The organism is Oleiagrimonas sp., assembly GCF_027858935.1.
Classification (GTDB): Bacteria; Pseudomonadota; Gammaproteobacteria; order Xanthomonadales; family Rhodanobacteraceae; genus Oleiagrimonas.
The window spans coordinates 1-24,231 of record NZ_JAQIBU010000184.1 but is presented as its reverse complement, the minus strand read 5'-3'; the positions used below and the strand labels follow the sequence as shown (position 1 = coordinate 24,231).

At 63.5% G+C, this 24,231-nt stretch carries 23 protein-coding genes; 10 read left to right on the top strand and 13 right to left on the bottom strand.

Annotation, left to right across the window (positions count from 1 at the left end; genetic code table 11):
• The 3 genes from PF446_RS06900 to PF446_RS06890 form a co-directional block, all read left to right on the top strand.
• The coding region (locus PF446_RS06900) for a hypothetical protein (protein WP_298070540.1) at positions 1-207 on the top strand (207 nt) is incomplete at its 5' end.
• A 195-nt stretch (positions 208-402) separates the two neighbouring features.
• Entirely contained in the window at positions 403-921 is a 519-nt protein-coding gene (locus PF446_RS06895) for a gluconokinase (RefSeq protein ID WP_343224660.1), read from the top strand.
• A gap of 200 nt (positions 922-1,121) precedes the next feature.
• Positions 1,122-1,580 (top strand): TspO/MBR family protein, encoded by a 459-nt coding sequence (locus PF446_RS06890; RefSeq protein ID WP_298070539.1) that lies wholly within the window; start codon positions 1,122-1,124, stop codon positions 1,578-1,580.
• A 100-nt stretch (positions 1,581-1,680) separates the two neighbouring features.
• Here PF446_RS06890 and ggt read toward each other — a convergent pair whose 3' ends face one another.
• The 6 genes from ggt to PF446_RS06860 all read right to left on the bottom strand — a co-directional run bounded on the left by ggt (position 1,681) and on the right by PF446_RS06860 (position 9,794).
• On the bottom strand, positions 1,681-3,453 hold the full coding sequence (ggt, locus tag PF446_RS06885; protein ID WP_298070538.1) for a gamma-glutamyltransferase: 1,773 nt from the start codon (positions 3,451-3,453) through the stop codon (positions 1,681-1,683).
• Between the two features lie 100 nt (positions 3,454-3,553).
• On the bottom strand, positions 3,554-4,834 hold the full coding sequence (kynU, locus tag PF446_RS06880) for a kynureninase (RefSeq protein WP_298070536.1): 1,281 nt from the start codon (positions 4,832-4,834) through the stop codon (positions 3,554-3,556).
• 272 nt (positions 4,835-5,106) lie between these two features.
• Positions 5,107-5,874 carry an SDR family NAD(P)-dependent oxidoreductase gene (locus PF446_RS06875; protein WP_298070534.1) on the bottom strand — a complete coding sequence of 256 codons (768 nt, stop codon included), beginning with the start codon at positions 5,872-5,874 and terminating at the stop codon, positions 5,107-5,109.
• Positions 5,875-6,023: 149 nt separating this feature from the next.
• On the bottom strand, positions 6,024-6,917 hold the full coding sequence (locus PF446_RS06870; protein WP_298070541.1) for a hydroxymethylglutaryl-CoA lyase: 894 nt from the start codon (positions 6,915-6,917) through the stop codon (positions 6,024-6,026).
• Between the two features lie 5 nt (positions 6,918-6,922).
• Complete coding sequence (locus tag PF446_RS06865; RefSeq protein ID WP_298070533.1) at positions 6,923-8,926, bottom strand: acetyl-CoA carboxylase biotin carboxylase subunit; 2,004 nt, start codon at positions 8,924-8,926, stop codon at positions 6,923-6,925.
• A gap of 52 nt (positions 8,927-8,978) precedes the next feature.
• Positions 8,979-9,794, bottom strand: coding sequence for an enoyl-CoA hydratase-related protein (locus PF446_RS06860; protein WP_298070531.1), 816 nt, complete (start codon positions 9,792-9,794; stop codon positions 8,979-8,981).
• A gap of 142 nt (positions 9,795-9,936) precedes the next feature.
• On the opposite strand from PF446_RS06860, the gene PF446_RS06855 reads away from it, so the two are divergent.
• From PF446_RS06855 to PF446_RS06830, 6 genes are all read left to right on the top strand, one after another.
• Positions 9,937-10,485, top strand: a complete 549-nt coding sequence (locus PF446_RS06855; protein WP_298070529.1) for a hypothetical protein — start codon at positions 9,937-9,939, stop codon at positions 10,483-10,485.
• Positions 10,486-10,578: 93 nt separating this feature from the next.
• Positions 10,579-10,902: a cupredoxin domain-containing protein gene (locus tag PF446_RS06850; RefSeq protein WP_298070528.1), complete on the top strand. Its 324-nt coding sequence runs from the start codon at positions 10,579-10,581 to the stop codon at positions 10,900-10,902.
• 6 nt (positions 10,903-10,908) lie between these two features.
• Positions 10,909-11,760: an FTR1 family protein gene (locus PF446_RS06845; RefSeq protein WP_298070526.1), complete on the top strand. Its 852-nt coding sequence runs from the start codon at positions 10,909-10,911 to the stop codon at positions 11,758-11,760.
• Positions 11,761-11,823: 63 nt separating this feature from the next.
• Positions 11,824-12,582, top strand: a complete 759-nt coding sequence (locus PF446_RS06840; RefSeq protein ID WP_298070524.1) for a hypothetical protein — start codon at positions 11,824-11,826, stop codon at positions 12,580-12,582.
• A gap of 108 nt (positions 12,583-12,690) precedes the next feature.
• Positions 12,691-13,356 (top strand): response regulator transcription factor, encoded by a 666-nt coding sequence (locus PF446_RS06835; protein ID WP_298070522.1) that lies wholly within the window; start codon positions 12,691-12,693, stop codon positions 13,354-13,356.
• The gene (locus PF446_RS06830) at positions 13,353-14,753 is read left to right on the top strand and encodes an ATP-binding protein (RefSeq protein ID WP_298070521.1); all 1,401 of its coding nucleotides are present in this window, start codon (positions 13,353-13,355) and stop codon (positions 14,751-14,753) included. The genes PF446_RS06835 and PF446_RS06830 overlap by 4 nt, the downstream gene beginning before the upstream one ends.
• Positions 14,754-14,764: 11 nt before the next feature.
• Here the strand turns inward: PF446_RS06830 and PF446_RS06825 are convergent, their stop codons facing one another.
• The 3 genes from PF446_RS06825 to PF446_RS06815 form a co-directional block, all read right to left on the bottom strand.
• Positions 14,765-15,385 carry a phosphatase PAP2 family protein gene (locus tag PF446_RS06825; protein WP_298070520.1) on the bottom strand — a complete coding sequence of 207 codons (621 nt, stop codon included), beginning with the start codon at positions 15,383-15,385 and terminating at the stop codon, positions 14,765-14,767.
• Positions 15,386-15,498: 113 nt separating this feature from the next.
• Positions 15,499-16,275 carry an isoprenylcysteine carboxylmethyltransferase family protein gene (locus PF446_RS06820; RefSeq protein WP_298070518.1) on the bottom strand — a complete coding sequence of 259 codons (777 nt, stop codon included), beginning with the start codon at positions 16,273-16,275 and terminating at the stop codon, positions 15,499-15,501.
• Positions 16,272-17,426 carry a glycosyltransferase family 9 protein gene (locus PF446_RS06815; RefSeq protein WP_298070516.1) on the bottom strand — a complete coding sequence of 385 codons (1,155 nt, stop codon included), beginning with the start codon at positions 17,424-17,426 and terminating at the stop codon, positions 16,272-16,274. The genes PF446_RS06820 and PF446_RS06815 overlap by 4 nt, the downstream gene beginning before the upstream one ends.
• A 198-nt stretch (positions 17,427-17,624) precedes the next feature.
• On the opposite strand from PF446_RS06815, the gene PF446_RS06810 reads away from it, so the two are divergent.
• Positions 17,625-17,951 (top strand): PepSY domain-containing protein, encoded by a 327-nt coding sequence (locus PF446_RS06810; protein ID WP_298070515.1) that lies wholly within the window; start codon positions 17,625-17,627, stop codon positions 17,949-17,951.
• A gap of 266 nt (positions 17,952-18,217) precedes the next feature.
• Here PF446_RS06810 and PF446_RS06805 read toward each other — a convergent pair whose 3' ends face one another.
• The 4 genes from PF446_RS06805 to PF446_RS06790 form a co-directional block, all read right to left on the bottom strand.
• A complete protein-coding gene (locus PF446_RS06805) occupies positions 18,218-21,280 on the bottom strand; it encodes an efflux RND transporter permease subunit (RefSeq protein WP_298070513.1) in 3,063 nt (1,020 codons plus the stop codon).
• A complete protein-coding gene (locus PF446_RS06800) occupies positions 21,280-22,329 on the bottom strand; it encodes an efflux RND transporter periplasmic adaptor subunit (RefSeq protein ID WP_298070511.1) in 1,050 nt (349 codons plus the stop codon). Before PF446_RS06800 ends, PF446_RS06805 begins: the two co-directional genes overlap by 1 nt.
• The gene (locus PF446_RS06795) at positions 22,326-23,639 is read right to left on the bottom strand and encodes a TolC family protein (RefSeq protein WP_298070509.1); all 1,314 of its coding nucleotides are present in this window, start codon (positions 23,637-23,639) and stop codon (positions 22,326-22,328) included. Before PF446_RS06795 ends, PF446_RS06800 begins: the two co-directional genes overlap by 4 nt.
• Positions 23,640-23,856: 217 nt before the next feature.
• Positions 23,857-24,231, bottom strand: a 375-nt coding sequence (locus tag PF446_RS06790; RefSeq protein ID WP_298070505.1) for a carboxyl transferase domain-containing protein, incomplete at its 5' end; no start/stop codon positions are given.

Sequence of the window (24,231 nt, the reverse complement as noted above, 5' to 3'; positions counted from 1 at the left end):
GTGGTCAACTTCACCCTGCGCGACACGCTGCGTATCGGTGATGGCACGTTGAAGGACATGAAGCTTGCCCTGTATGTCGATAACGTGCTCAACCGCCACTACTACACCTTCGGATATGGTGACACGACCTCCAACGGGAATCCCTTCGTGCGCGCGATCTACGAAGAACCCCGGGCCTATTTTGCCTCCGCGACGTTTGATTTCTGAGGACCTTGCAGCATGCGGTCGGCCCCGCCGTTGCGCGGGGCCGGCTCGCCTTGGCTCGCGGGATCGATTGCTTTCACAAACGCGGTCCAAAAAGCAGCAGGAAGGCAGATCCACCGTTTTCCGTAGCGTGAGCTATGGGCAAAGGGCCAAGGTGTCAGGAACAATGTCCCCTTGATCAAGCCATTCGATTGAATCATGCATATTCGATACATCGTGGTTATGGGCGTATCCGGGTGCGGCAAATCGACGATTGCCGAGCGGGTTGCGCAGCAGCTGCACTGGCTTTTTCTGGAGGGCGATGCGCTGCATCCTCCTGCCAACGTGGAAAAGATGCGCCAAGGCATCCCGCTCGACGATGCCGATCGCGCGCCATGGCTGGAGGCGGTTGCGCAGACGATACGGCACTGGCGCTCGCAGGGACGTTGCGCGGTCATTGCCTGTTCGGCCTTGCGGCGCGCCTATCGCGACATCATTGTGGAAGGTCACGACGACCTGTGTTTTGTTTACCTTCACGGTACGCACGAGCTGCTGGTGCAGCGCCTGCAAAACCGTCGCAGCCATTTCATGCCGCTCGACCTCCTGGACAGTCAGTTGGCGCTGTTGGAGGAGCCGGAGGCTCCGCCAGAGAGAGCGATTCGTTTGGAAATCGACAAATCGCCTGAAGTCCTCGCGCATGAAGTGTTTCGATCCGTTTCCGGATACATCGCTCGCTGACCGATGCTTGCCGTGCCCCGGGCAAGGGCACGTGGCGAATCAAGTCCGGTTTCTCGGCTGATCTTCGATCACTGGCACCTGTGCGTGTCTCCACCCGTAGCCGGAACCCCGCCCAAGGTTGCCGGCACCCTTCGCCGCTTGCCGATGCTGGCCGGAGCAGGGCATTCTGCTGCAGCCACTTCATGTGCGGGAGATCGACCATGCGCAACGCCATCGCTCTGTTTGTATTCCTGCTGCTGGTCGCGATCGTCGCGACCCTCGGCAGCCTGTTTCCGCCCGGGGACTGGTATGCCGCCTTGCAGCAGCCGTTCTTCACCCCGCCCAACCTGGTGTTTCCGATCGCCTGGACTTTGCTGTATCTGACCATGGCCTTCGCCGCATGGCGGGTATGGCTGCGGGTGGGCCTGGATGTGGCAATGGGGCTGTGGGGCGCGCAACTGGTCGCCAACGCGGCCTGGTCATGGATCGTGTTCGGCCGCCATGCGCTAGGCTGGGGCCTCATCGATATCGTGCTGCTGCTGGTGCTGATCGTGGTTACCATGGTGGCGTTTTTCCGCCGCGACCGCGGGGCCGGCTGGTTGATGCTGCCCTATCTGGCATGGGTCGGGTTTGCGACCGTGCTCAATGCCGCGCTGTGGCACCTCAATCCCGCTGGTTGAGTCCGCGTCCCGGAGTTGAACCATCGCGTGGACAAGCAAGGGCCCGGGACCGTCATGGTCCCGGGCCCTTGTGTTCCCGACCGGTGTCGGGCGACGCCAATCAGTAACCGGCAGCCAGTCCGGAGGGGCGGCGACGGTCGTTGGCGCCTTCCAGCAGGCCGGTCTTTGGATTGCGCAGAATGGCTTCGTCCGCGCCCCACGAGCGGATATCGCGGAAGTGATGACCCATGGCTTCAAGCTTTGCCTTGGTGGCCTTGGTCAGAAGGCCCGGCTCCACCATTGTCACGTCCGGCAACCACTGCATGTGCAGGCGAGGCGCATCCACGGCCTGCTGCGCGTTCATGCCAAAGTCGATCACGTTGATCATGCTTTCGAGCGTGGTCGAGATGATGGTCGAGCCTCCCGGGCTTCCGGTCACCATGAACAACTTGCCCTGGCGGTTGAGCACCAGCGAGGGCGACATCGAGCTCAGCGGACGTTTGCCCGGCTCGATCTGGTTGATCTTGCCTTGCACCAGTCCGAACGAGTTCGGCACCCCCGGCTTGGAAGTGAAGTCGTCCATCTCGTTGTTGAGGAAGATACCGGTATTGCCGGCGATCTTGCCGATGCCGAACAGGTAGTTGAGGGTATAGGTCACGCTGACCGCATTGCCATGCGCATCGACGATCGAGAAATGCGTGGTGTGCATGCCTTCGGCCGGGCCCAGGCTGCCGGAGATCTCGCTGGATGGCGTGGCCTTGTCCGGCTGGATGGTGCTGCGCATCTTGGCGGCGTGTTTGGCGCTGAGCAGCTTCGCGATCGGGTTGTGCACGAAGGCCGGATCGCCCAGGTAGGTGTTGCGGTCGGCAAAGGCGCGACGCTCGGCCTCGATGAAGTAATGCACCGCTTTCACTGAACCGTAGCCCCACTTGCGCAGTGGGTAGGGGCGCAGGATGCCGACGATCTCGCACATCGTCACGCCACCGGAGCTGGGCGGCGCGGCCGAGACGATGGTGTAGCCGCGGTATTTGCAGGTGACAGGCTTGTCCCACTTGACGGTGTAGTCAGCCAGGTCCTGCATGCTCAAGATGCCGCCATGGGCCTGACTGGACTTGACCAGCTGCTTGGCGATGGCGCCATGGTAGAAGGCGTTGGTGCCGTGGTCGCGGATCAGTTCCAACGAGTGCGCCAGTTGCGGTTGCACCAGGCGGTCACCGACTTGCAGGGGTTTGCCGTCCTTCAGGAAGATGGAGGCCACTTTGGGCGATTCGGCAAAGGTCTTGGTGCGCTCATGCAGGATGTTCACGTCGCCCTGCTGCAGGATATAGCCCTTGCGCGCCAGCTGGATGGCCGGATCGATGACCTGGGCCAGCGACATCGTGCCGTATTTCTTCAGCGCGGCGTTCAGGCCCATCACGGTGCCGGGCACGCCCACGCCAAGATAGGACTTGGTGCTGCGTGCCTTGACCACCTTGCCGTTCTTGTCCTGATACATGTCGGTGGTGGCTGCCAGCGGCGCCTTCTCGCGGAAGTCCAGAAACAGGTTCTTGCCATCCTTGAGGTGGACCACCATGAATCCGCCGCCGCCGATGTTGCCGCAGCACGGGTGCACCACGGCCAACGCGTAGCCGACGGCCACGGCGGCGTCGACGGCGTTGCCGCCTTCCTTGAGGATGTTCACGCCGACGTGCGTGGCCAGGTGCTGGGCCGTCACGACCATGGCGTGACGGGCGGTGACGGGCTTGGCTGCGGCCAGGGCCTGACGGGTGGTGGGTGGCGCCGTGGCGTCCAGCGCGCTACCCGGGATGGCGTCATGCTGTGGTGGTTTGGCCAGCGCCAGCGGAGTGGCCAGGAAAAGCAACATGCCAAGGGATATGGCGTACGTTCTATGCATGTCGAGTACCGTATTTTCGTGGGGACGGACACCGACATTCCGATAAAATGGCCCGCGAGGCAAGTCCGCGGGAGTTTTTCCGGTTGTCAGCGGGTTGGATTCAGGGCCCTTCGCGCCATGCTTTCACAGCCTCGCAGAAACCCAGACAGTCCTGGAAACGGTTATACATGGGAGCCGGAGAAATGCGGATCACGTCCGGTTCGCGCCAGTCGCCGATGATGCCTTGCCCGACCAGATGATCAAACAGTGCGCGGCCGCGCTCGCGTCCATCCAGCACGCGGATCGACAGTTGCGCGCCGCGTCGTGAGGGTTCGCGCGGTGTGAGCACCTCGAGAGTGTCCGACAGTTGCGAGTCGACCAGCCACTCCAGGTATCCCGTCAAGCGCAGGGATTTTTCACGCAGGGTCTTCATGCCCGCCTGGTGGAACATCTGCAGCGAGACGCGCAGTGGCACCATCGCCAGGATCGGCGGGTTGGACAGCTGCCAACCCTCGGCGCCCGGGGTGGGGTCGAAATGCGGTCCCATCTGGAAGCGTGTGGCCTTGTCGTGTCCCCACCATCCGGCGAAACGGGGTCGGTCGCTATGCGCGTGGCGGGCATGCACGAAAGCACCGCCCACGGCGCCCGGTCCGCTGTTGACGTACTTGTAGTGGCACCAGACGGCGAAATCCGGTCCGCTGTCGTGCAGGGCCAGCGGCACATTGCCCACCGCATGCGCGAGGTCGAATCCGACCATGCAGCCCTTCGCATGAGCCTTGCGCGTGATGGTCTCCAGGTCGAATGCCTGGCCGGTACGGTACTGCACGCCCGGGAGCAGGACCAGCGCCGTGCTCGGGCCGTGCTCGTCCAGCGCCTGCTCGATGGCCTGCATGGAAAGGGTGCCATTGGCCTCGTCCGGCGCCAGCTCAATCAGTGATTCGGCAGGATCGAAGCCGTGAAAGCGGATCTGTGACTCCACTGCATAGCGGTCGGTGGGAAAGGCGCCACCCTCGATCAGGATCTTGTGGCGCGTTGCGTCGGGTCGGTAGAAGCTGACCATCAGCAGGTGCAGGTTCACGCTGAGCGTATTCATGGCCACCACTTCGCCGGATTCGGCGCCGACCAGTTCAGCCAGGTGCTCGCGCACGTATTCGTTGTAGCTCAACCAGGGCTGGCGACCCTTGAAGTGGCCTTCCACGCCCAGTTCACCCCAATAGTCGAGCTCACTGTTGACGGCCTCGCGTACCTCGCGGGGCTCGAGACCGAGCGAGTTGCCGCAGAAATACAGTGTCTGGCCGTCATCATGGGGCGGAATCAGGAAACGTTCGCGGTAGTCGCGCAGCGGATCCTGGCGATCGGCAGCCTCGGCCCATGCCCTGGTGGCTTCGTAGGATGACGTCATAGGGTTTTCCATGCCTCGTTGAAAGGGTGGGGTCCGGTAGCCGGCGCGATCAGCGTACATCGCCCCATACGCACACCATCGCCGTGCCGAAACCGGATCGTCAAGCTCCGGCGCAGCGAACCCCGGGTCCGGTCCCTGGTCGCCGAATGGGAGCGGACCATCGGCGCCCGGCAACTCACGGACCTTGTCCGGCAATGATCCTGGCCCGCGGCCATCCTGCGCGCAGCATTTGTACTGGATACGGGAAGGAACCTCGCATGGACGGTGCCGGTTTACCTGGGCTGCATGCGGACGGCGCCATCCAGGCGGATGGTTTCGCCGTTGATGTAGCGGTTGGACAGGATGAAGGCGGCCAGTTGCGCATACTCCTCGGGTTTGCCCAGGCGCGACGGAAACGGGATCGAGGCCGACAGGGACTCCTGCACCTGCTCGGGCATGCCGTCAACCATCGGGGTCCAGAAAATGCCTGGGGCGATGGTCGCCACGCGGATCCCGAAGCGCGCCAGTTCGCGCGCCATCGGCAGGGTCATGCCGACCACGCCACCCTTGGACGCCGAATACGCGGCCTGGCCGATCTGGCCTTCGTAGGCCGCGACCGAGGCGGTATTCACGATCACGCCGCGCTCGCCGTCCTCGCCGGGCTCGTTGTGCTGCATGCGGTTGGCCGCAGCCTTGGCCACGTTGAAGCTGCCGACCAGGTTGACCATCACCGTGGTCGAAAAGTTGGACAGCGCCATCGGCGCCTCGCGTCCGAGCACACGTCCCGCGCCGAGAATGCCCGCGCAGTTGATCAGGGCGTTCAGGCCGCCCATCGCGGCATTTGCCTGATCGATATGGGCTGCGACGTCTTCTTCGGAAGTGACGTCGGTGCGCAGGAAGTGCGCCTCACCGCCCAGCGCGGTCGCGGCCGCATTGCCCTTGTCCTCGTTGACGTCGAACAGCACCACCTTGCCGCCTTGCGCGATCAGGTGGCGGGCTACCGCATTGCCGAGTCCCGAAGCGCCGCCGGTGATGACGGCCTTGATCTGATTGAGCTGCATGCTGAGGTGTCCTGCTGGAAAACCACCATGGTAACCGACGCCTGCCATGGGCTGCAGGCCAGGCCGCTCGGCGGGCTTCACTGGGCGGCCTTTGGCTTAGGCTCGAATTCTTGTGTGATTAGTCCGGCAATCTATTGTTTTTCATGGGTTCATGCCGGCGCCATCGCACGAGCCACGCGGCTCGAGGTGGTGCGTCCAAGCGCCTCGGAAAGCCATCGTCCGGTCTGCACCAGGGCGTCCAGGTCGATGCCGGTGGCAATACCCATTCCGGCGAGCATGTAGGCGACGTCCTCGGTGGCGACATTGCCGGTGGCACCGTGCGCATAGGGGCAACCGCCGGTGCCCGACACGGCGCTGTCGACCACGGCCACGCCTTCCTCCAGGCAGGCCAGGATGTTGGCCAGGGCCTGGCCGTAGGTGTCATGAAAATGCACGGCCAGTGCCGACATCGGCACCGACTGCGCGACCGCGAGCAGCATTGCACGCGCCTTTTCCGGTGTGCCCACGCCGATGGTGTCGCCCAGCGAGATCTCGTAGCAGCCCATGGCGTGCAGGCGTTCGGCCACGCGCACCACGTCGGCCACTGGCACGTCCCCCTGATAGGGACAGCCGAGCACGGTGGAGACGTAGCCCCGCACACGCACGCCGTCGGCGCGCGCCTGCTCCAGGACCGGTTCGAATCGTTCCAGCGATTCGTCGATCGAGGCGTTGATGTTCTTGCGGTTGAACGCCTCGCTGGCGGCGCTGAACACGGCGATCTCGCGCACCTGGACCTGGCGTGAGCGCTGGTAGCCCTTCATGTTCGGCACCAGTACGGGATAGCGCACGCCATCGCGCTTGTCGATGCCCTGGTAGACCTCGGCGGCGTCGGCCAGTTGCGGTATCCACTTGGGACTGACGAAGCTGGTAGCTTCGATGGTGCGCAGGCCGCAGCTCGCGAGCTGGTCGATGAGCTCGATCTTGGTCGCCGTCGGGATCACGGTCTTCTCGTTCTGCAGTCCGTCGCGCGCGCCGACCTCGACGATGCGAACGCTTTCGGGCAGGTTGCTCACGCCGTATCCTCCCCGGCCACGAAGCGCACCAGCACCACGTCTGCCTCGACGAACTCGCCTTCCCCGGCGCTGATGTGCTCGATGGTGCCCGCGCGCGGGGCCTTCAGCGAGAGCTCCATTTTCATGGCTTCCATCACCAGCAGTTCATCACCTTCGGCGACCTCGTCACCCGCTGCGGCCTTGATCAGCACGACGCGGCCCGGCATCGGCGCGGTGACGACGTCGCCCCCGGTGGCCTCGTCGGGGCGGTATTCGAATGCAGGTGCATGTTCGAAAACATGGCGGCGGCCCTGCAGATGCAGCACCACGCGCCCATATCCGGCCAGCAGCGGAAGACGGTAGGCGATGCCGTCCAGCTGCAGGCCGAGCTCGCTGTCGTCCATGCGCGCGTGCGCGATGTCCACGACACGATCTTCCAGGCGCAGGCTGTAGTTCCCGTGATCTCCGGTGGCGTCCACTTCGTGGCGTTCGCCCTGATGCACCAGTGCGACGATACGCTTGCCCGCGTGTCCGATGCGCCAGGCATCGGCGCGGGCCCAGGGGCTGTGCGGATCGCTGGTCTGGAGCCGTGCGCTGGCCTGCAGTTCCTCCTCCAGCAGCATCGCCGTTGCAGCGGCGAGCAGGGCCGTTTCAGAAAGTTCTCCGGTGGCGATGAACGGCTCGAGATTGCGGTCCAGGTAACCGGTATCGATGGTGGCCTCGACCACGCTCGGATGCTCGATCAGACGCTCGAGGAAGGCAATGTTGGATTTTGGCCCGATGATATCGCTGCCCGTCAACGCCGTGTGCAGGCGGGCCAGGGCGCGCGGGCGGTCTTCGTCGTGCACGATCAGCTTGGCGATCATCGGGTCGTAGAAGATGCTGACGGTGTCGCCCTCGATCACGCCCGAATCCAGCCGCACATGCGGACCCGGCTGCGGCAGGCGCAGACGCTGCAGGCGACCCGAAGCGGGCAGGAAGTTCTGCTCCGGGTCCTCGGCATACAGGCGCACTTCGATGGCGTGGCCGTGTGCCTGCACATCCTCCTGGCGCAGCGGCAGCGGTTCGCCCGCAGCCACGCGCAACTGCCATTCCACCAGGTCCAGCCCGAGGGTCATCTCGGTGACCGGGTGCTCGACCTGCAGGCGCGTGTTCATTTCCATGAAGAAGAACTCGCCGTCGCCATTGACGATGAATTCCACCGTGCCCGCACCCACGTAGTCGACCGCTCGCGCGGCGGCCACCGCGGCAGCGCCCATGCTCGCGCGGCGCTCGGGGGTCAGGAATGGCGAAGGCGTCTCCTCCAGCACTTTCTGATAGCGGCGCTGGGCTGAACATTCGCGTTCGTTGAGGTGGATGACATGGCCGTGGTTGTCGCCGAACACCTGGAACTCGATGTGGCGCGGATGCTCGACGTAACGTTCCAGGATCACGCGCGCGTCGCCGAAACTGCTTTGTGCCTCGCGTCGCGCGGATTCCAGTGCGGCGTCGAATCCGGAGGCCTCGTGCACGATGCGCATGCCTTTTCCACCGCCGCCAGCCGCAGCCTTGATCATCAGCGGAAAACCGGTGTCGCGAGCCTGTTCGGCCAGCGTGCCGGCCTCCTGATCAGCCCCGTGATACCCGGGCACGACAGGGACCTCGTTCCTGCTCATCAGCGCCTTGGCCTCGGCCTTGGACGCCATCGCTTCCATGCTTTCCGGTTTCGGGCCGATGAACACGATGCCGGCTTCGGCACAGGCGCGGGCAAAATCGGCATTTTCGGAAAGGAAGCCATACCCGGGGTGGATGGCCTCGGCGCCGCTGCGCCTGGCGGCATCGAGGATGGACTCGATGCGCAGGTAGGAGTCGGCCGGCCGCGGGCCGCCGATCGGGTAGGCGCGGTCGGCCTGGCGCACGTGTTGGGCGTCGGCGTCGGCTTGCGAGTACACCGCCACGGTCTCGATGCCGAGGCGTCGGCAGGTGCGGATCACGCGGCACGCGATTTCGCCGCGATTGGCAATCAGGATGCGTTGGAACATGCGTTGGAGGATTCCTTGTGGATTCGGCGGCAGGCGGATGCGAACGGGCGGTTCAGCCGGAGTCGGGCCCCATCCATTCCGGTGCACGCTTGTCCAGGAACGCGCCAAGGCCTTCCTGACCTTCCTTGCTGATCCTGAGGCGGGCGATCAGTTCGGCATTGTGCGCATCCATTCGCGACGCGGAGGTTCTTTCCATGTCCCCCATGTGCAGGGCCAGACGCTTGGCCTCGCGGCGGGCAAGCGGCCCGGTGCGGTCGAGCGCCTTGAGCACGCCGTCGATGGTGGCGTCGAGCTGATCGGCTGCAACGACTTCGTGCAGCAGACCGATCTTCGCGGCGTGATCGGCGTCGAACACTTCGCCGCTCACGAACAATCGACGCGCATGACGCAGGCCGATCGCGGCCACCACGTACGGAGCAATGGTGGCGGGCACCAGGCCAAGCTTCACTTCGGACAGCGCAAAGCTCGCATCGGCACTGCCAATGGCGATATCGCAGCACGATACCAGGCCGATGCCTCCGCCATATGTCGCACCGTTGACGCGTGCGATGGTCGGCTTGGAAAGGAAGTTCAGGACCCGCATCAGGCGTGCAAGACGCAGCGCGTCCTCCTTGTTCTCGAGTTTGCTGGACGCGGCCATGCCGCGCATCCAGCGGGTATCCGCGCCAGCGCAAAAGCTCTTTCCAGCGCCGGTAAGCAGCACCGCATGAATGCTGTCTTCGTGTTCCACAGCCTCGAGCACATGGGTGAGCTCGGCCACCAGCGTGTCGTTGAAGGCATTGTGGAGCTCGGGCCGGTTCAGCGTGATGTGGGCCAGGCTGCCTTCGCGTCGGGTCAGAAGGGTTTCGTACACAACGGTCTCCGGCATGGTTGTTCCAAGGGTGCATGATAACGGGGACACGCCCGGACTGCTGCGCATGTCCGCTGGCGGCGTGTGCTGCAGGGGCTTGGCAGGGGGGATGTGCTATGAAATAATGAGAATCATTCCTATTCAATAGTGTATGGTTTTGATGCGAACTTCCCTTTTGTCCCTGTTCCTGCGGGCACTGTTGATCGTGCCGCTGACGACGATCACGGTGTGGGCTGCTTCAGCGCCGCAGAGCCAGCAGGCGCAGATCGACGCGCTGCGCGCGCAGATCATGCGGCTTCAGGCGCAGCAGTTCCAGCCGCAGGAGTTGGGTCAGCAGATGCTGAACCTGCAGATCCGGCATGACCGTCTGTGGTGGGCGGGCCAGGCCGGCAACTGGAATCTGGCCTACTTCATGGTGGGTGAGCTCAACGAGGCACTGGAACATATCGAGAAGACCCACGCTGACGCCGCCCAGTTGCAGCCGCAGAAGCTGTCCGAGGTGATGCCGTCGATCATGGATCCGGCCGTCAAGAACGTGATGCAGGCGCTGGCGAAACATGACCGTGCCGCGTTCAGCAAGGCCTACGACCGACTTTCCGCTTCATGCACCGCCTGCCATCAGGTTGCGGGTGACGGGTTCCTGGTGATCCAGCGCCCCCGGACCCGCTTGCTCGACAACCTGCGCTACACGCCGCCAACTGGTCACTGATCGAACCTGAACAGCGATGGACGGGTTGTCGCACCCGTCTTGTAGACATGAATACGAACTATTACCATTTGCTGCAGCATTCAGGAGTCGAACATGAAACATCTGCTTCTCGGCGTACTGCTCTTCCTGCCACTGGCCGTCCAGGCCCGGGACATGCCGCAGTACACGTTGACCATCCACAACCATCGCTATCAGCCAACCCAGCTGAAGGTACCCGCCCATACCAAGTTCAAGCTGGTGGTGGTGAACAAGGATGCGACACCGGAGGAATTCGAGAGCAGCGATTTCAATCGCGAGAAGATCGTGATGCCCAATGCACAGATCACGATCTACGTGGGTCCGCTTGATGCGGGCCATTACAAATTTTTCGGCGATTTCCACCAGAACACCGCCAAAGGCACGCTGATCGTGGAGTAATGGATCATGTGGGGTATTGCACTACTTGTTTTTCGTGAGGTCCTCGAGGCCGCGCTGATCGTCACCATCGTCGCCGCCGCAACGCGCGGCGTGACCCGTCGAGGCCTGTTCATCGCCAGCGGGATCGGGCTGGGCGTGGTCGGTGCCTCGGTGGTCGCCGGTCTTGCCGGTGTGATCGCCGGCGCCGTGGGTGGCATGGGCCAGGAGGTGTTCAATGCCTCCGTGCTCCTGGCCGCCGTGCTGATGATCGGCTGGCACGTGATCTGGATGTCCACGCATGCGCGCGAACTGTCCCGGCACATGCAGGATGTGGGCAGCGCCGTGAAGGCCGGGTCCAGCTCCCTGGCCATGCTGCTTGCGGTGGTTGCGCTTGCCGTGTTGCGTGAAGGCTCGGAAGTGGTGCTGTTCCTGTACGGCATGATGGCCGGAGGCGCGACCGGACTGGTGCCGGGCATCGCCATAGGGATCGCCGGTGGTAGCGCGGTCGGCTTCGCGCTGTATTTCGGCCTGCTGCGCATCCCCGTGCGTCACTTCTTCTCCACCACCAACTGGATGCTTGTCCTGCTGGCTTCGGGGCTGGCCGCGAATGCTTCACGCTACCTGGTCCAGGCTGACCTCCTGCCGACGCTGGGTGGCCAGTTGTGGAATACCTCCGGGATCCTTTCCGACCGTTCCGTGGTCGGCCAGACTCTGCATATCCTTGTCGGCTATGACGCGCGTCCGTCCGGCATGATGCTGCTGTTCTATCTCACCACTCTGGTGTTGATGGTGGCGGGCATGAAAATGGTCGGCCGCACTCCGCGCAAACCCAAGCCGGACTCCAGCGTAGGTCACGTCGCGACCCCTGCGGCGACCTGAGCCGGGGTAGCATTCCAGGGGTCGGAACATCTGTTGCGGCCCCGAGTTCCCAGGATGATATCGATGTTTTCCACGACATTCCGTCGCGGCCTGATCCCGTGTGCTCTGCTGCTGTGCGCCTTGATCGCGCCGCGCGCATCGGCGGGCCCCGCCGACAGCGTGTATTCGCCCATCGTGCATTGGCGCGAATGGGAGCTTGAGCTGCAAGGTGGTGTCCAGGACTGGAGCCACCCCGCCACCGGTGAGCGCGCCAGCAAGCTGGCCTTGGCCTACGGCCTGACACCGTGGTGGAGGACCGAGTTCGTTGCCGAATATTCGCAGGTCCCTGCCGCACCGGCCAGGCTGGAGGCATTCGAATGGGAAAACGTGTTCCAGCTGACCGATCATGGCCGTTACTGGTTGGACATGGGCATCTTTGCCGAGCTGGGCCACAACCGTCTGCAGCGGAGCAACGATTTCCAGCTGGGCCCGATGTTCCAGAAGGAGTGGGGGCGTTCCCAGGTCAACCTCAACCTGCTTGCTGCGCGCCAGATCAGCCGGATCCGGGATCCGGGCGCGCGGCGTCCCACCGAATTCAAGTACGTGGCGCAGTGGAAATACCGCGTGAGCCCGGAACTGCAGCCTGGAGTGCAGGTCTTCGGCTCGCTCGGCAATTTCGGCCGCCTGCATTCCGACAAGCTTCGAGCCGGGCCGGCACTGATTGGCATGGCATCGCTGGGCGACGGGCACAAGCTCACGTATGACGCCGCCATCCTGACGGGCTTGACCCGCAACACGCCCAACACGACCGTACGTTTTCGTATCGAGTACGAGTTTTATTGAGGGTCGTTGCGAAGGCTTGACGGTGGCACTGCGATCAGTGCTCGGATCGCCGCCTGTGCAAGGACATGGCACCATGGTTTTCACTCCACAGCGGGGCCGGCAGGGCACATGAAGCTGTTACTGGTAGAAGACTCCGAGCGTCTGCGTGAAACCGTGCGTCGCGGTCTGGAGGCCGAAGGCTTCACGGTCGATACTGCGGTTGACGGTATCGAGGGGCGTTCGTTCCTTGAGACCTACGAGTACGATCTGATGGTGCTTGACCTGATGCTCCCGCGAATGGATGGCCTTGCCTTGCTGCGCGTCATGCCTTCCGCGGCAGTGCAGCCGCGCGTGCTGGTTCTTTCGGCGCGCGACCAGGTACAGGATCGTGTCACCGCCCTGGATAGCGGCGCCGACGACTACCTCGTCAAACCGTTTGCCTTCGATGAACTGCTGGCCCGCCTGCATGCGCTTGCGCGGCGCCCCAAGCTGGCGCATGCGCCGGAACTGGAGATCGGCCCGCTCAGGATCGATCTGCGTGCGCATCGTGTCTGTGTGGGCGCAAATACGCTTTCGCTGACCCCGCGCGAGTTTGCATTGCTGGTGTTGCTGGCACGCCATCGCGGGCGCGTGTTCAGTCGCAGCGAGATCCTCGAACGGGTTGCCGGCAGCGATTCCAGGGCGTCGGATCGCAGCATCGAGGTGCTGGTGTTCGGCTTGCGCAGGAAACTGGCTTCGGCGATCGGCGACGATCTGATCCAGACCCGCCGCGGCGCGGGATACCTGATCCCGTGAAGCTGCGCTCCATGACCCGTCGCATCGTGGTGATGCTGGGCATCAGCACGGTGCTGCTGCTGGGTGTAGAGGCGTTTGTCACGGACCACATGGTCGATGCCGAGATGCACAAGCGGTTCGATTCCAGCCTGGTGCTGCAGGCGCAGGCCATGGCGGCACTGATCGAGTATGGACCGCATGGCCTGAGCATGGAGGTGTTGCGGCCCGATCCCTCGCACATGCTTCTGGGCACGACACACTCCTCGTATGCGGTATTTTGCGCAAACGGCATGCACCTGCAAAGCCGTCCTTTGCCTGCAGGCGTTCCCCGGGACTGGGTCGATCACCAGGCGAATTCGCCGGCATTCGCCAATGTCGAGGTCGACGGCGTGCCCAGTCGCGCGGTCTGGTTTCGCTTCAGTCCGGATCCCAATGAACATGTCACGGCCAGCAGCGCCGCTGGCGCCGGTCCGGTCTGTCGCTTCCTGCTGCTGCGCTCACGCGATCAGCTGGACATCATCCTGTATGACATCGATGCGATCCTGCTGTTGACGCCGTTGCTGGCCCTGCTTGCGGTGCTGTTGCTGTCACCGGTACTGGTCCGGCGTGGCCTCAAGCCACTGGCGATGCTGGGTGACTCGATTCGCAGCATCGGACCGAACGCGCCAGGCCAGCGTCTGGAGCCAGCCACCACACGTGAGCTGGCGCCGCTGACGGTGCGTTTCAACGAAGTGCTCGAACGCATGGACGAGGGCATGGCCCGCGAGCGCCGCTTCGCCGGGGCACTCGCCCATGAGACCCGCACGCGGCTGGCCGAGCTGCGCGCGTTGGTGGACATCGAGCGACGGCACCCGAGCGGGCGTTCAGCCAGGGAAATCCTGGATGACGTGAGCGACATCAGTGGCGAGCTGGAGGGCACCGTGGCCGGATTGCTGCTGCTGACGCGGCTGGAAGCGGGGCTTGAGCATGTCGAACAGCGCAGCGTGGATATGCAATCACTGGTCGTCCAGCAACTGGAGCAGGTCGAAGATGGGGTGCAGCGCCGCCAGATGCACATCCATCTGCACCGGCCTGAAGCGTCCGTATCGCTGGTCACCGACGCCACGTTGCTGGGCATGATCGTGGGCAACCTGCTGCGCAATGCGGTCGCCTATGCTCCATCGGCAGGACGTGTCGACGTGGCCTGGGACGCTGGCGCGCTGGTGATCAGCAATGCTGCGCCTGATCTGACTGCGGAGGAGGTCGTGCATCTGGGCCAGCGACACTGGCGCAAGCATAGCCAGAACACCGAAGGCCACGCGGGTCTGGGCCTGAGCCTTGCCGATGCGGCGGCAACAGCCCTGGGTTTTCGCCTGTGCTTCATGCTGGATGCCGGACAGCGACTGCATGCACGCCTGCTGTGGGGCGAAGACGATTGAAAGGGGGGCGTTCAGAACCGATGCACGAAACCGATGCTGAAACCGCCTGGCAGCCAGCCTACGATCAACGGGCTCTTGCGCCGCGTGGCCCATATGCCGATCCCCGTGCCCAGCGCCGCGCCCGCCAGCACATCACTTTGCCAGTGGCCGTGCACCTTCATGCGCGCCAGGGCATCGTAGACAGGCAGCAGGGCCAGTGCGTAGACGGCCGGATGATCGCTGCCGTAGCGGGCGATGAATGGTGTGACCGCAGCGCTGATCGCAGTCACCTCGCCGCTGGGAAAACTCTGGTACTGGGCGCCCTTGAAGAACTGGTTCGGGCTGTCAGTTTGCGAGGGGCGCTTGCGCTGGAACGTCCACTTCAGCACCTGGGCGCCGGTGCTGGAGATCGCGACGGCGTCCAGTGATCGCCAGAAGGTGTCGCCCAGCTTGTTCTGGTCGCCCAGCGCGAAGGAGCCGCCCACCACGGTCAGAACCATGGCGTATTGCAAGTCCTTCTGGGTGGTGCGTTTCCAGATGCCGTGGTTGTCATAGTGCAGCTTGTGGTCGATGCCCAGCGGACCACCGGCGGCATGCGCCAGGGACGTCACGGCCAGACCGAGCAGCAGGATCAATGTTCGTGCGCTACGCATGATGGATCCTTGTGCAGGCAGGCAAAGGCCTGTTGAGGGCAAGCTAGCGCAGCCACCTTTCCCGACACTTACGCCGGCATCGCCGGGCATGGGTCGCGCTAGCGGGCAGGGGATCAGCGTCCGGACACGTGCAGCAGGCGCGTATGACGCTTGAGCGTGCGCAACAACAGGAACAGGACGCCGGCAGCCACAAGCAGTCCCAACCACAGGTGGTCCTGGCCGATCCACTGGCGCAGGCCCATGTGCCCGGTAGTCATGGCCCGTGCCGCCTGCAGCACGAAAAAGGCCAGGGCCAGCATGAACACGCCATTGTATTCACGGCGCAGCACCGTGCGCACGCTGTAGAGCATCGGGTTGGATTGCCACAGTCGCAGGCGCGGGATCAGCGCGGGCGTGCGTGCGGCCCAGTCTTTCCATGCGTCGCCGTGCATCTGTTTCAGGAACCGCTCCTCGGCAGCCATCACGCGCTCGATATACAGCGCATGGGCAAGCTGGAACATCACGAAGAACCAGATTGAACCGACCGCGACCACGAAGCCGGTGACGATCAGCGTGTTGGCCAGATACAGCGGATGGCGGACCACCGAGTACATGCCGACGCTGTTGAGTGTATCGGCGCGCAACTCCCGCGTGCTCCGGCGCGAGGTATCCGCAGGCACCGTGCCGGCGGTGATCCATCGCACCAGCAGTCCCAGCACAGAGATCAGCAGGCCGATGACACCGAGCATGTCGGGATGATGCTGCACTTCAGGTCCACTGGGCGGGCCGGGGTAAAGGATCGCCAGCGCCAATGCGGGTAGGATCACCAGGCCAAAATAGCTGCGCCTGTGGAACAGCCATTGTCCCTGTTCCTCGATTTCGTGGGTCATCCCCTGTTCGGTCTGGTTCATCGTATGCGCCTTTGTTTGCCTGTGTGCTCCAGCGCCTGGTCGATCCAGGCCATGGCAGCTTCGAAAGCCTCCATGTCGAGCGTGTCCTTGCGTGTTTGCATGGCGTCGTTGACCCCGCCGTAGGGTGCATACTTTTGCATGTTGTCCTGGGAAAACAGGCCCAGCGTCGGCACCCCGGCAGCCACCGCCAGGTGCATCACGCCGCAGTCGGCGCTGATGAAGGCATCCATGGCCCCCAGGACCGAGGCCATCCGCCGCAGGTGGCGCGAAAAGTACGGCGCCATGTCACCAGGCAACTGCGAGTTTCCGTGTTCGGCAAGCACATCGACGATGCGGATCTGCGGGCGCTGCTTCTGCAGCTTGGACACGAATGCGGCCCACCAGGATTCCGGGTAGCATTTTGCGCCCGTGGCGTTGGCGAACACGCCCACCACGGGGCCATCGTCTGCATGTCCTTCAATGGTGTCGACGATCGACTTGAGCGCCCGCGCGCCATCACGCTCTTCCTCGGGGCTCAGGTCCAGGTCGAGCATGGGCCAGGGTTTCTCGATTGCCCTGGCATATGCCATCCGCAGCAGGTGCACACTGCGCAGGGCCATGTGCTCGGGGCAGTTGTCCTCATAGGCGGACAGCGGACCCGGCGTGTTCTCGTCATGTGCAAACGCGAGCTTGTACCGGGCGTTGCTCAGGCCCAGCAGCAGGCGTCCGGAATTGGATCCGCTGCACGCATCGATGGCCAGGTCGTAGGTGCTCTTGCGCATCTCGCGCAACAGCTTGATCGAGGACGGAAGGTGCCGTGCGATACGGTGATGGAAACTGAATACGCGATGCATCTGGAATCGCGACGAGAGCAGAAGGTCACCGGCATGTCCGGCGCTGACGATGTCGATGGCCGCCCCGGGGTAGAGGGTTTCCAGTTCCTTGAGCAGGGGCGTGACCAGCACCGTGTTGCCGAGTCGGTGATTGGGGCGGATGACCAGGATGCGGTAAATGCCTCGAGCGGGAAGTGCTCCGGGCAGGCAAAGCCCTGTATCGATCGCGGCGAGCCTGCGATCCAGGATGCGGCCCAGCATGCGTCGCCGCGCGGCGTACTTGATGCGCCCCTTCGCCCGGGACGGATCGGCCGGCGAAGCGGCGGGTTTGTCGGTCATGTCGGGCATCTGCAGTCCGAGTCCTGGAAACCAATGGGTGAACCTGCTTTTCCCAGGCCCTGATGCTTCGAACCTGAAGTGATTCTGAACGCGAAATTGGCGTGTCGGTCCGACTAAGGCTGGACTAAGGCCGGCGCCGGATAGTGGGGCCGACACAGAGCACAAAGTGTCTTCAACTATTTCCTTGGAGGATATTCCATGAAACCGATTCATACCAAGAGTTCATCGATCCTGCTGGCCATGGGCATCGCACTGGCAAGCGTCAGCGGCGCCGCCATGGCGGCAAAACTCGATGGTGCCCAGTACCTGAAGGATGCCAAGGTCACTCTCAAGCAGGCGCGTGCCACGGCAATGAAGACCGTGCATGGAAAGATCGTTGCCGAGGAGCTGGAAAAGGAAAGCGGTGGCAGCGGCCTGCGTTATTCCTTCGACATCAAGCTCCATGGCGCGGTGCATGAGGTCGGCGTCGATGCGAAAACCGGCAAGGTGCTGGAGAACTCCATCGAGGGCGATCATCCGGATTGACCCTGACCCATTGCCCGACGACGAAGCATCAAGCCTGCCCGCGTTTTCGCGGGCAGGCTTTTTAGTGGCCGGCATGGCCATGCCAGTGGCGTGCATTGCATCCGGTTGCTCATGCAGCCGACAGGACCGCTGTACGGCAGCGTTCCGCGCATGATCAAGAGTCAGGAGTCGGGCACGATGACGCGTTCCTGCATGCCCTGGGTGATGGCCATCCGCGGCGGCGCATAGGCATCGCATCCGCCTTGCATGCATTATTTGCGGCAGCCTCAGGACGCGTTCTTGTTTCGCCACGGTCGCATCAGAAGCTTGTACAGGACAGGAAGGACCAGCAATACCAGGGGAATCTGTACCAGCAGGCCCGAAATGATGGCGATCGCCAGCGGCCGCTGCATGCCCGACCCCTGGCCCAGGCCCAGCGCCAGTGGCATCAAGGCCAGTGCAAAGGCCAGGGCACTCATCACGATGGGTCGCATGCGGTTGCGTCCGGCGCGGATCAGGTTCCACACCAGCGGCTGGCCATGTTCGAGCAGGCGCAGTTCGGAGAAGTAGAAAATGGCGATTTCGGTGACGATGCCGATCACCATGGTCATGCCCATCATCGCGGTGATGTTGAGCTCCACACCGGTCAACCAGAGCCCGATGAACACGGCGCTGGCGGCCAGCAGGGGCTGAATCAGGATGGCCAAGGCCACGCGGAAGCTTTCATAGAGCATCAGCAACAGCAGGAACACCAGCGCCACGGCCGCAGCGAACACCGCGATCAGGCCCTGGAAGGCCTGCTGTTGCTGCTTGTACAGGCCGCCCAGCTGGTAGTAGATCCCCTTGGGTATCAGGCCCTTCTTGTTCAGCACCTTTTTCACGTCGTTCACGGTCTTGCCCAGTGATCGGCCGCTGATACGCGCCGTCACGGCCACGTCGCTCTTGAGGTTGTATCGCGTCAGCTGGGGCTGTCCGGAGACGATGTTCACGCTGGCAACGCGATCAATCGGCACCAGATGGCCATCCGGAGCGCGCAACAGCAACTTGCCGATCTGGTCGGTCCGGTCGCGCATCGATTTGGGGATCCACACGCGGACGCCGACATATTTCACGTTCTGGCGCACCTGGGTGGTGACGACGCCCCCCAGATACTCCTGCAATTGTGTGGTGATCGACTGCGCGGACATGCCCTCGATGGCTGCCTTTGCGCGATCCACGTGGATATTGATGGCATCTCCGGCAATCACGACGCCGTTTTTCACGCCGACCACGCCCCGGACGCTGCCGATCGATTTGGCGACGGACTTTGCCACCTTGCGCAACTGGCCCACGTTGTTGCCGAACAGACGGATGTCAATCGGCTGGGGTACTGCGGTGAGATCACCCACCTCGTCCTCGATCAACTGTGCCAGTTCGATTTCCAGGCCAGGGACTTGTTGTTCCACCTGTTTGCGAACGCTATCCATCACCGCAGTCGTGGCCGGGCGTGGCGGGGATTTGAGCCGCACAAAGAAATCGCCGCTGTTGGGTTCGGTAATGCCGCCGCCCAGCTGCGCGCCGGTACGGCGTGACCAGGTCACCACGTTGGGATTTTTCTTGATGATGTCGGCGACCTGGTTCAGCAGCCGGTTGGTTTCCTTCAGCGAAGTGCCGGGCGGGGCAACGTAATCGATGATGAACCCGCCTTCGTCCATCGGCGGCATGAAACCTGATCCGACATGGCTGAACGCCAACCATGCGACTGCCAGCAGCGGGATCAGTCCCGCAAGCAGCCACACCGGGCGACGCAGCAGGCGCACCATGAGCTTGCTGTAGCCGCGGTTGACGAGGCGTCCAATCCGGCCATTTTTTTCATGTTGCGTGTCCTTGTGGCCGAGCATGAAGTCGGCCAGCAACGGCACCACCAGCAAAGCCACCAGGAAGGAAATGAACAGGCTGCCCGCCATGGTAATGGACAGGGCCTTGAAGAACGCCCCGGTGACCCCGCTGAGGAAGGCCAACGGCACGAAAATGATGATGGTGGAAGCGGATGAGCCCACCTGCGGGTGGGTGAATTCGCGCGCCGCCGCGAGCACGCGCTCGGTGTGGTGCTCGCCGGTTTCCTGCACCTGCCGCACGATCTGCTCGATCATGACGATGACATCGTCGATGATCAGGCCCACTGCAGCCGCCATGCCGCCCAGGGTCATGATGTTGAGCGTCATGCCGAACACGTACAGCAGCAGCATGGTGGCGGACAGCACCGCAGGCACCGCGATGATCGCGACCAGGGTGATCTTCCAACTGCGCAGGAAGATCAGAAGGACCAGGGCGGCCAGGCCGATGCCGATGAGGATGGCGTTGACCACACTGCTCCTGGACACGCTCACCAGCATGCTCTGGTCATACCACTGGTGCAGCTTCACCCCTTTGGGCATCTGCGGCTGAAATTGTTTCAGGCGTGCCTTGAGCGCTTGCGACAGCTTGATGATGTTGGCGCCTTGCTGCTGATACACGTTGAGCAGCACCGCCTGCTTGCCGTCGGCGGTAAAACGCGTGTAGTTGGGTGCGGTGCCCATGCGCACCTTGGCCACGTCCTGGATCTGAACAATGCCGTTGGGTCCGCTGCGCACCACGGTATGGCGAATATCCTTGAGGCTTTCGAAACGCGTGTCGGAGACTTCCAGGTACAGCTTGTAGTGATCCTGGATCCGACCGACGGCGGTCAGCACATTGGATGCCGAAAGCGCCTTGGCGACATCGCTGATGGACAGGCCCAGGGCATTGAGCTGCGCCGGGTCCACGGTGACGCGAAATTCGGCCTGGTATCCACCCTGTACCGTGACCTTGGCCACGCCCTTCACGCTGGAAAGAAAGGGCACCATCTGGTATTCGGCCAGGTCACGCAATTTGACCTGACTGGCGCTGTCCGAGGTCAGGCTGTAGGCGATGACCCCGGTGTAGTCGGCCGGGTACATACGTTTTGCGGTAAATCGTGTTCCCGGAGGCAGGTCGGGCTTGATGCGGTTGATCGCCGATTCGACCTGGAGCAGGGCGTTGACCATGTCGTGGCCCCAGTCGAAATTGATTGAGATATCCGTGGTTCCGCGACTTGTGGTCGAGCGGACCGAGCGCACGCCGGGTACTGCGCGCACGGCACGCTCGGCCGGACGCGTGACCTGCAGCATCATCTCGGTCGCGGGACGGGCACCGGCATCGATGCTGACCCGCACGCGCGGAAAGGCGACCTGCGGAAACAGTGCCGTGGGCAGCTTCAAAAGGCTTGCCGCCCCGCCCAGCGCCAGCAATGCCAACAGGAAAAGCACCGAACGGCGGTGGCCCTGAAGCCAATTCGCGATGCCGCCCGCCATCAGTTCTTCGCCTTCGTCTGATGCACGGCCATGCCGTCGGACAGCTCATAGTTTCCCTGGGTCACGACCTTCTCGCCGGCATGGATGTCGCCCTTGATGGCGGACCATTGCGGGGTGCTGACCGGCACCGTGACGTTGATCCGATGCGCGTGGCCGTGGCTGACCACGAACACGTACGCACCCTTGGCATCGGTCAGCACCGCCGAGTGCGGCACCGCCGTCAACTTCACCGTTTTGACGCTGAGCGTGCCGCGCACCCAGCTGCCGATGATCAGACGGGTGGCATTCTTGCCGCTGACATGCACCATCGCATCAACCAGACGGGTCGATGGATTGACCACCGCATGCACCCCATGAATGCTGGCCTTGATGGACGCCGGCTTCCGGGCAAACACCGGCTGCAGCTGGACCGGTTGACCGGGACGCACGCGTGGCGCGTCTTCGGGCTCGATCCCGAGACGAATGCGCACATGCTGCACGTTGCTCAACTTGAGCAGAGGCTGACCGGCATTGATCACGGCGCCCGGCGCGGCACTGACGGAGGTCACCACCGCGGATCCGGAGGCGCGGATCACATGTTGCGCGCCGCTGCCTTGATGTTTCAGTGCCTGCAATGCCGATTGGGCATCATCGAAAACCTGTTGGGCACTGGCGACCGCGGCGCGCGTGGCCAGGTGCTGCTGCTGCAGGCTGCGCTGCTGCTGGAGCGTGGCCCGGGCGCTGTCCAGGGCGCTTTTGGCTTGCTGGTAGGCACGTCTGGACTGCGGGGTGGGCGTCATCTCGATCAACGCCTGCCCGGCATGCACGTGCTCGCCCTGGCTGGCCATGATGCGCGTGACCTGACCCATCTGCAGGGTGCTGATGGTCTGGGTGTAGGCCGGGTCCGGCTCGACCTTGCCGTACGCCGTGAGGGTCTGCTGCAGACGGCGTGTGGTGACAGTGGTCGTGCTGACCTTTACCGAAGGTCCGGCAGGTTTGGCCGATGAAGCCGAGGCCACGGTCGGTAGGAGCAGCGCCACCAGCATGGCGATACGGGGAACATGGGTCATGGTGTCGATCCGCTCTCGGGATGCGTGGGTGCATGGGGGATGGGCGCGTGCAGCGGCACATGTCCAAGCAGCGCATTCAGCGCCACACGTCCCTTGGCGAGGGTGGCGTTGATCTGCATGGCCTCAAGCTCTCGCGCAAGCAGGTTCTGGTGGATGGAGGACCATTCGGCGCCGTTGAGGTTGCCGGCTGCAAACGCCTTGTTGGCGTTTCGGGACAGCTGCTTGAGGCGGGGCAGTTGCTGTCGCAACGTGGTCTGGCGCGACTGGGTTTGGTGCAGACGCGCATACAGCGTCTGTGCCTGCGAGGAGGCGTCATTCAGGCGTTGCGCATAGACCGCGTGCAGTTCATCGCGCGTGGCCCGTGCCAGCCGGGCCGTGTTGCGGCTGCGTCCGAAAATGGGCAGGTTCAGACTGATGCCGATGATGTTGCTGAACACCGCGCTGGTATCCGAGTTGCGGCTGACATCGACGCTGATCCCGGGGAACTGCGCCAGCACTGCAGCGCGGAAATCGGCATTGGCCGCACGGTAGCCAGCAGTAAGGGCAAGCAGGTCGGGGCGTGTATGCGGCAGCGATTGCAGCGCCGACTGCACGGCCTGTTGATCGGGGAGCGGTGTCATCTTCGGTCGCAGCAGGGAGTAGCGTACTTGCGGTGCCAGGTTCATGTCGCTGTTCAGCGCCGCCTGCGCAGTGATACGCGCCTGTCGCGACTGGGTCAGCTGCGCCTGGACCTGGCTCAACGTGGTCAGCGCCGCGGCATCCTGCTGCATGGTGATGTCGCTGCGCTTCAGTGCACGGTCCAGCGCAGCCTGCTGCGTTTCCAGGCGGTCCTGCTGCTGTTGCAGCAAATCGCATTGCCGCCGTGCAAACCAGAGATCGACATAGTCGCTGGCCGTTTTCTGTAACAGCGTCCAGCCTTGCCATGCCACCTGCAGGCGTGTCTGGGTCAGCCGTGCGCGTGCCGCATCCTTGCGGGCCCCGCGTGTCAGCAGCCAGCTCAGGTCCTGGCTCAGTGCCGCACTGAATCCGTTGACATAGGGCCCGGGCGTGGTCGGCTTTTCCAGGCTCGCAGAGAACTGGGGATCCGGCAGCAGGCCAGCCCGGCGCAATTGCAGGACGCTGATGCGCGCCTTGACCAGAGCGGCCGCATAACCGCGGTTGTCACGCAGCGCACGCTTGACGGCGGTACCCAGACTGATGCGCTGCAGCGGTCGTCCCGCGGCATTGCGTGGATGCGCGATCCATTGCGTGGAGGCGGGCAAGGGGCGCTTGTTGTAACGCACGCATGCGGCAAGCAGCAGGGGCGTCATGATCACAGCCAACACGCGGACGGCGCCGCGGCATCGCTTGCCGGGAGGCGCAGTTACGCGGGACCAATGCCCTGGCGCGGAGCAATTCATGGGGCCTTCGCCTTGCAGGGAGACACAAACATCTGTCGATCTTAAACGCGCGATCTTAGTTTGCTCTTAGCGCATGCCGTGCTGGCCTCATGAAGATCCTTCATGCCCTCACACGATACTGGAGGCCTCACATGCGGAATACACCATAACGCTGCGGCTCAATGGGGGCGTTGAAGGAGGCCGAAATGGCCAGTCCCAGCACGCGCCGGGTGTCGGCCGGATCGATCACGCCGTCGTCCCACAGGCGCGCGCTGGCGTAGTAGGGATGCCCCTGGCGTTCGTACTGCTGGCGGATCGGGGCCTTGAAGTCCTCTTCGTCCTTGTCGCTCCATGCATTGCCGCGTGCCTCGATGCCGTCACGCTTGACCGTGGCCAGCACGCTGGCGGCCTGTTCGCCGCCCATCACGCTGATGCGCGCGTTGGGCCAGGTCCACAAAAAGCGCGCGCCGTAGGCGCGTCCGCACATGGCGTAGTTGCCCGCGCCGAAGCTGCCGCCGATGAT

Bases quoted from the DNA above. Each gene is read 5' to 3' on its own strand.
- PF446_RS06835 (WP_298070522.1), top strand. From the start codon at position 12,691: ATGAAGCTGTTACTGGTAGAAGACTCCGAGCGTCTGCGTGAAACCGTG.
- PF446_RS06895 (WP_343224660.1), top strand. From the start codon at position 403: ATGCATATTCGATACATCGTGGTTATGGGCGTATCCGGGTGCGGCAAA.
- PF446_RS06805 (WP_298070513.1), bottom strand. From the start codon at position 21,280: ATGGCGGGCGGCATCGCGAATTGGCTTCAGGGCCACCGCCGTTCGGTG.
- PF446_RS06815 (WP_298070516.1), bottom strand. From the start codon at position 17,426: ATGACCGACAAACCCGCCGCTTCGCCGGCCGATCCGTCCCGGGCGAAG.
- PF446_RS06820 (WP_298070518.1), bottom strand. From the start codon at position 16,275: ATGAACCAGACCGAACAGGGGATGACCCACGAAATCGAGGAACAGGGA.
- PF446_RS06855 (WP_298070529.1), top strand. From the start codon at position 9,937: ATGCGAACTTCCCTTTTGTCCCTGTTCCTGCGGGCACTGTTGATCGTG.
- PF446_RS06810 (WP_298070515.1), top strand. From the start codon at position 17,625: ATGAAACCGATTCATACCAAGAGTTCATCGATCCTGCTGGCCATGGGC.
- ggt (WP_298070538.1), bottom strand. From the start codon at position 3,453: ATGCATAGAACGTACGCCATATCCCTTGGCATGTTGCTTTTCCTGGCC.
- PF446_RS06845 (WP_298070526.1), top strand. From the start codon at position 10,909: ATGTGGGGTATTGCACTACTTGTTTTTCGTGAGGTCCTCGAGGCCGCG.
- PF446_RS06795 (WP_298070509.1), bottom strand. From the start codon at position 23,639: ATGACGCCCCTGCTGCTTGCCGCATGCGTGCGTTACAACAAGCGCCCC.
- PF446_RS06840 (WP_298070524.1), top strand. From the start codon at position 11,824: ATGTTTTCCACGACATTCCGTCGCGGCCTGATCCCGTGTGCTCTGCTG.
- PF446_RS06875 (WP_298070534.1), bottom strand. From the start codon at position 5,874: ATGCAGCTCAATCAGATCAAGGCCGTCATCACCGGCGGCGCTTCGGGA.
- PF446_RS06860 (WP_298070531.1), bottom strand. From the start codon at position 9,794: ATGCCGGAGACCGTTGTGTACGAAACCCTTCTGACCCGACGCGAAGGC.
- PF446_RS06800 (WP_298070511.1), bottom strand. From the start codon at position 22,329: ATGACCCATGTTCCCCGTATCGCCATGCTGGTGGCGCTGCTCCTACCG.
- PF446_RS06850 (WP_298070528.1), top strand. From the start codon at position 10,579: ATGAAACATCTGCTTCTCGGCGTACTGCTCTTCCTGCCACTGGCCGTC.
- PF446_RS06890 (WP_298070539.1), top strand. From the start codon at position 1,122: ATGCGCAACGCCATCGCTCTGTTTGTATTCCTGCTGCTGGTCGCGATC.
- PF446_RS06825 (WP_298070520.1), bottom strand. From the start codon at position 15,385: ATGCGTAGCGCACGAACATTGATCCTGCTGCTCGGTCTGGCCGTGACG.
- kynU (WP_298070536.1), bottom strand. From the start codon at position 4,834: ATGACGTCATCCTACGAAGCCACCAGGGCATGGGCCGAGGCTGCCGAT.
- PF446_RS06865 (WP_298070533.1), bottom strand. From the start codon at position 8,926: ATGTTCCAACGCATCCTGATTGCCAATCGCGGCGAAATCGCGTGCCGC.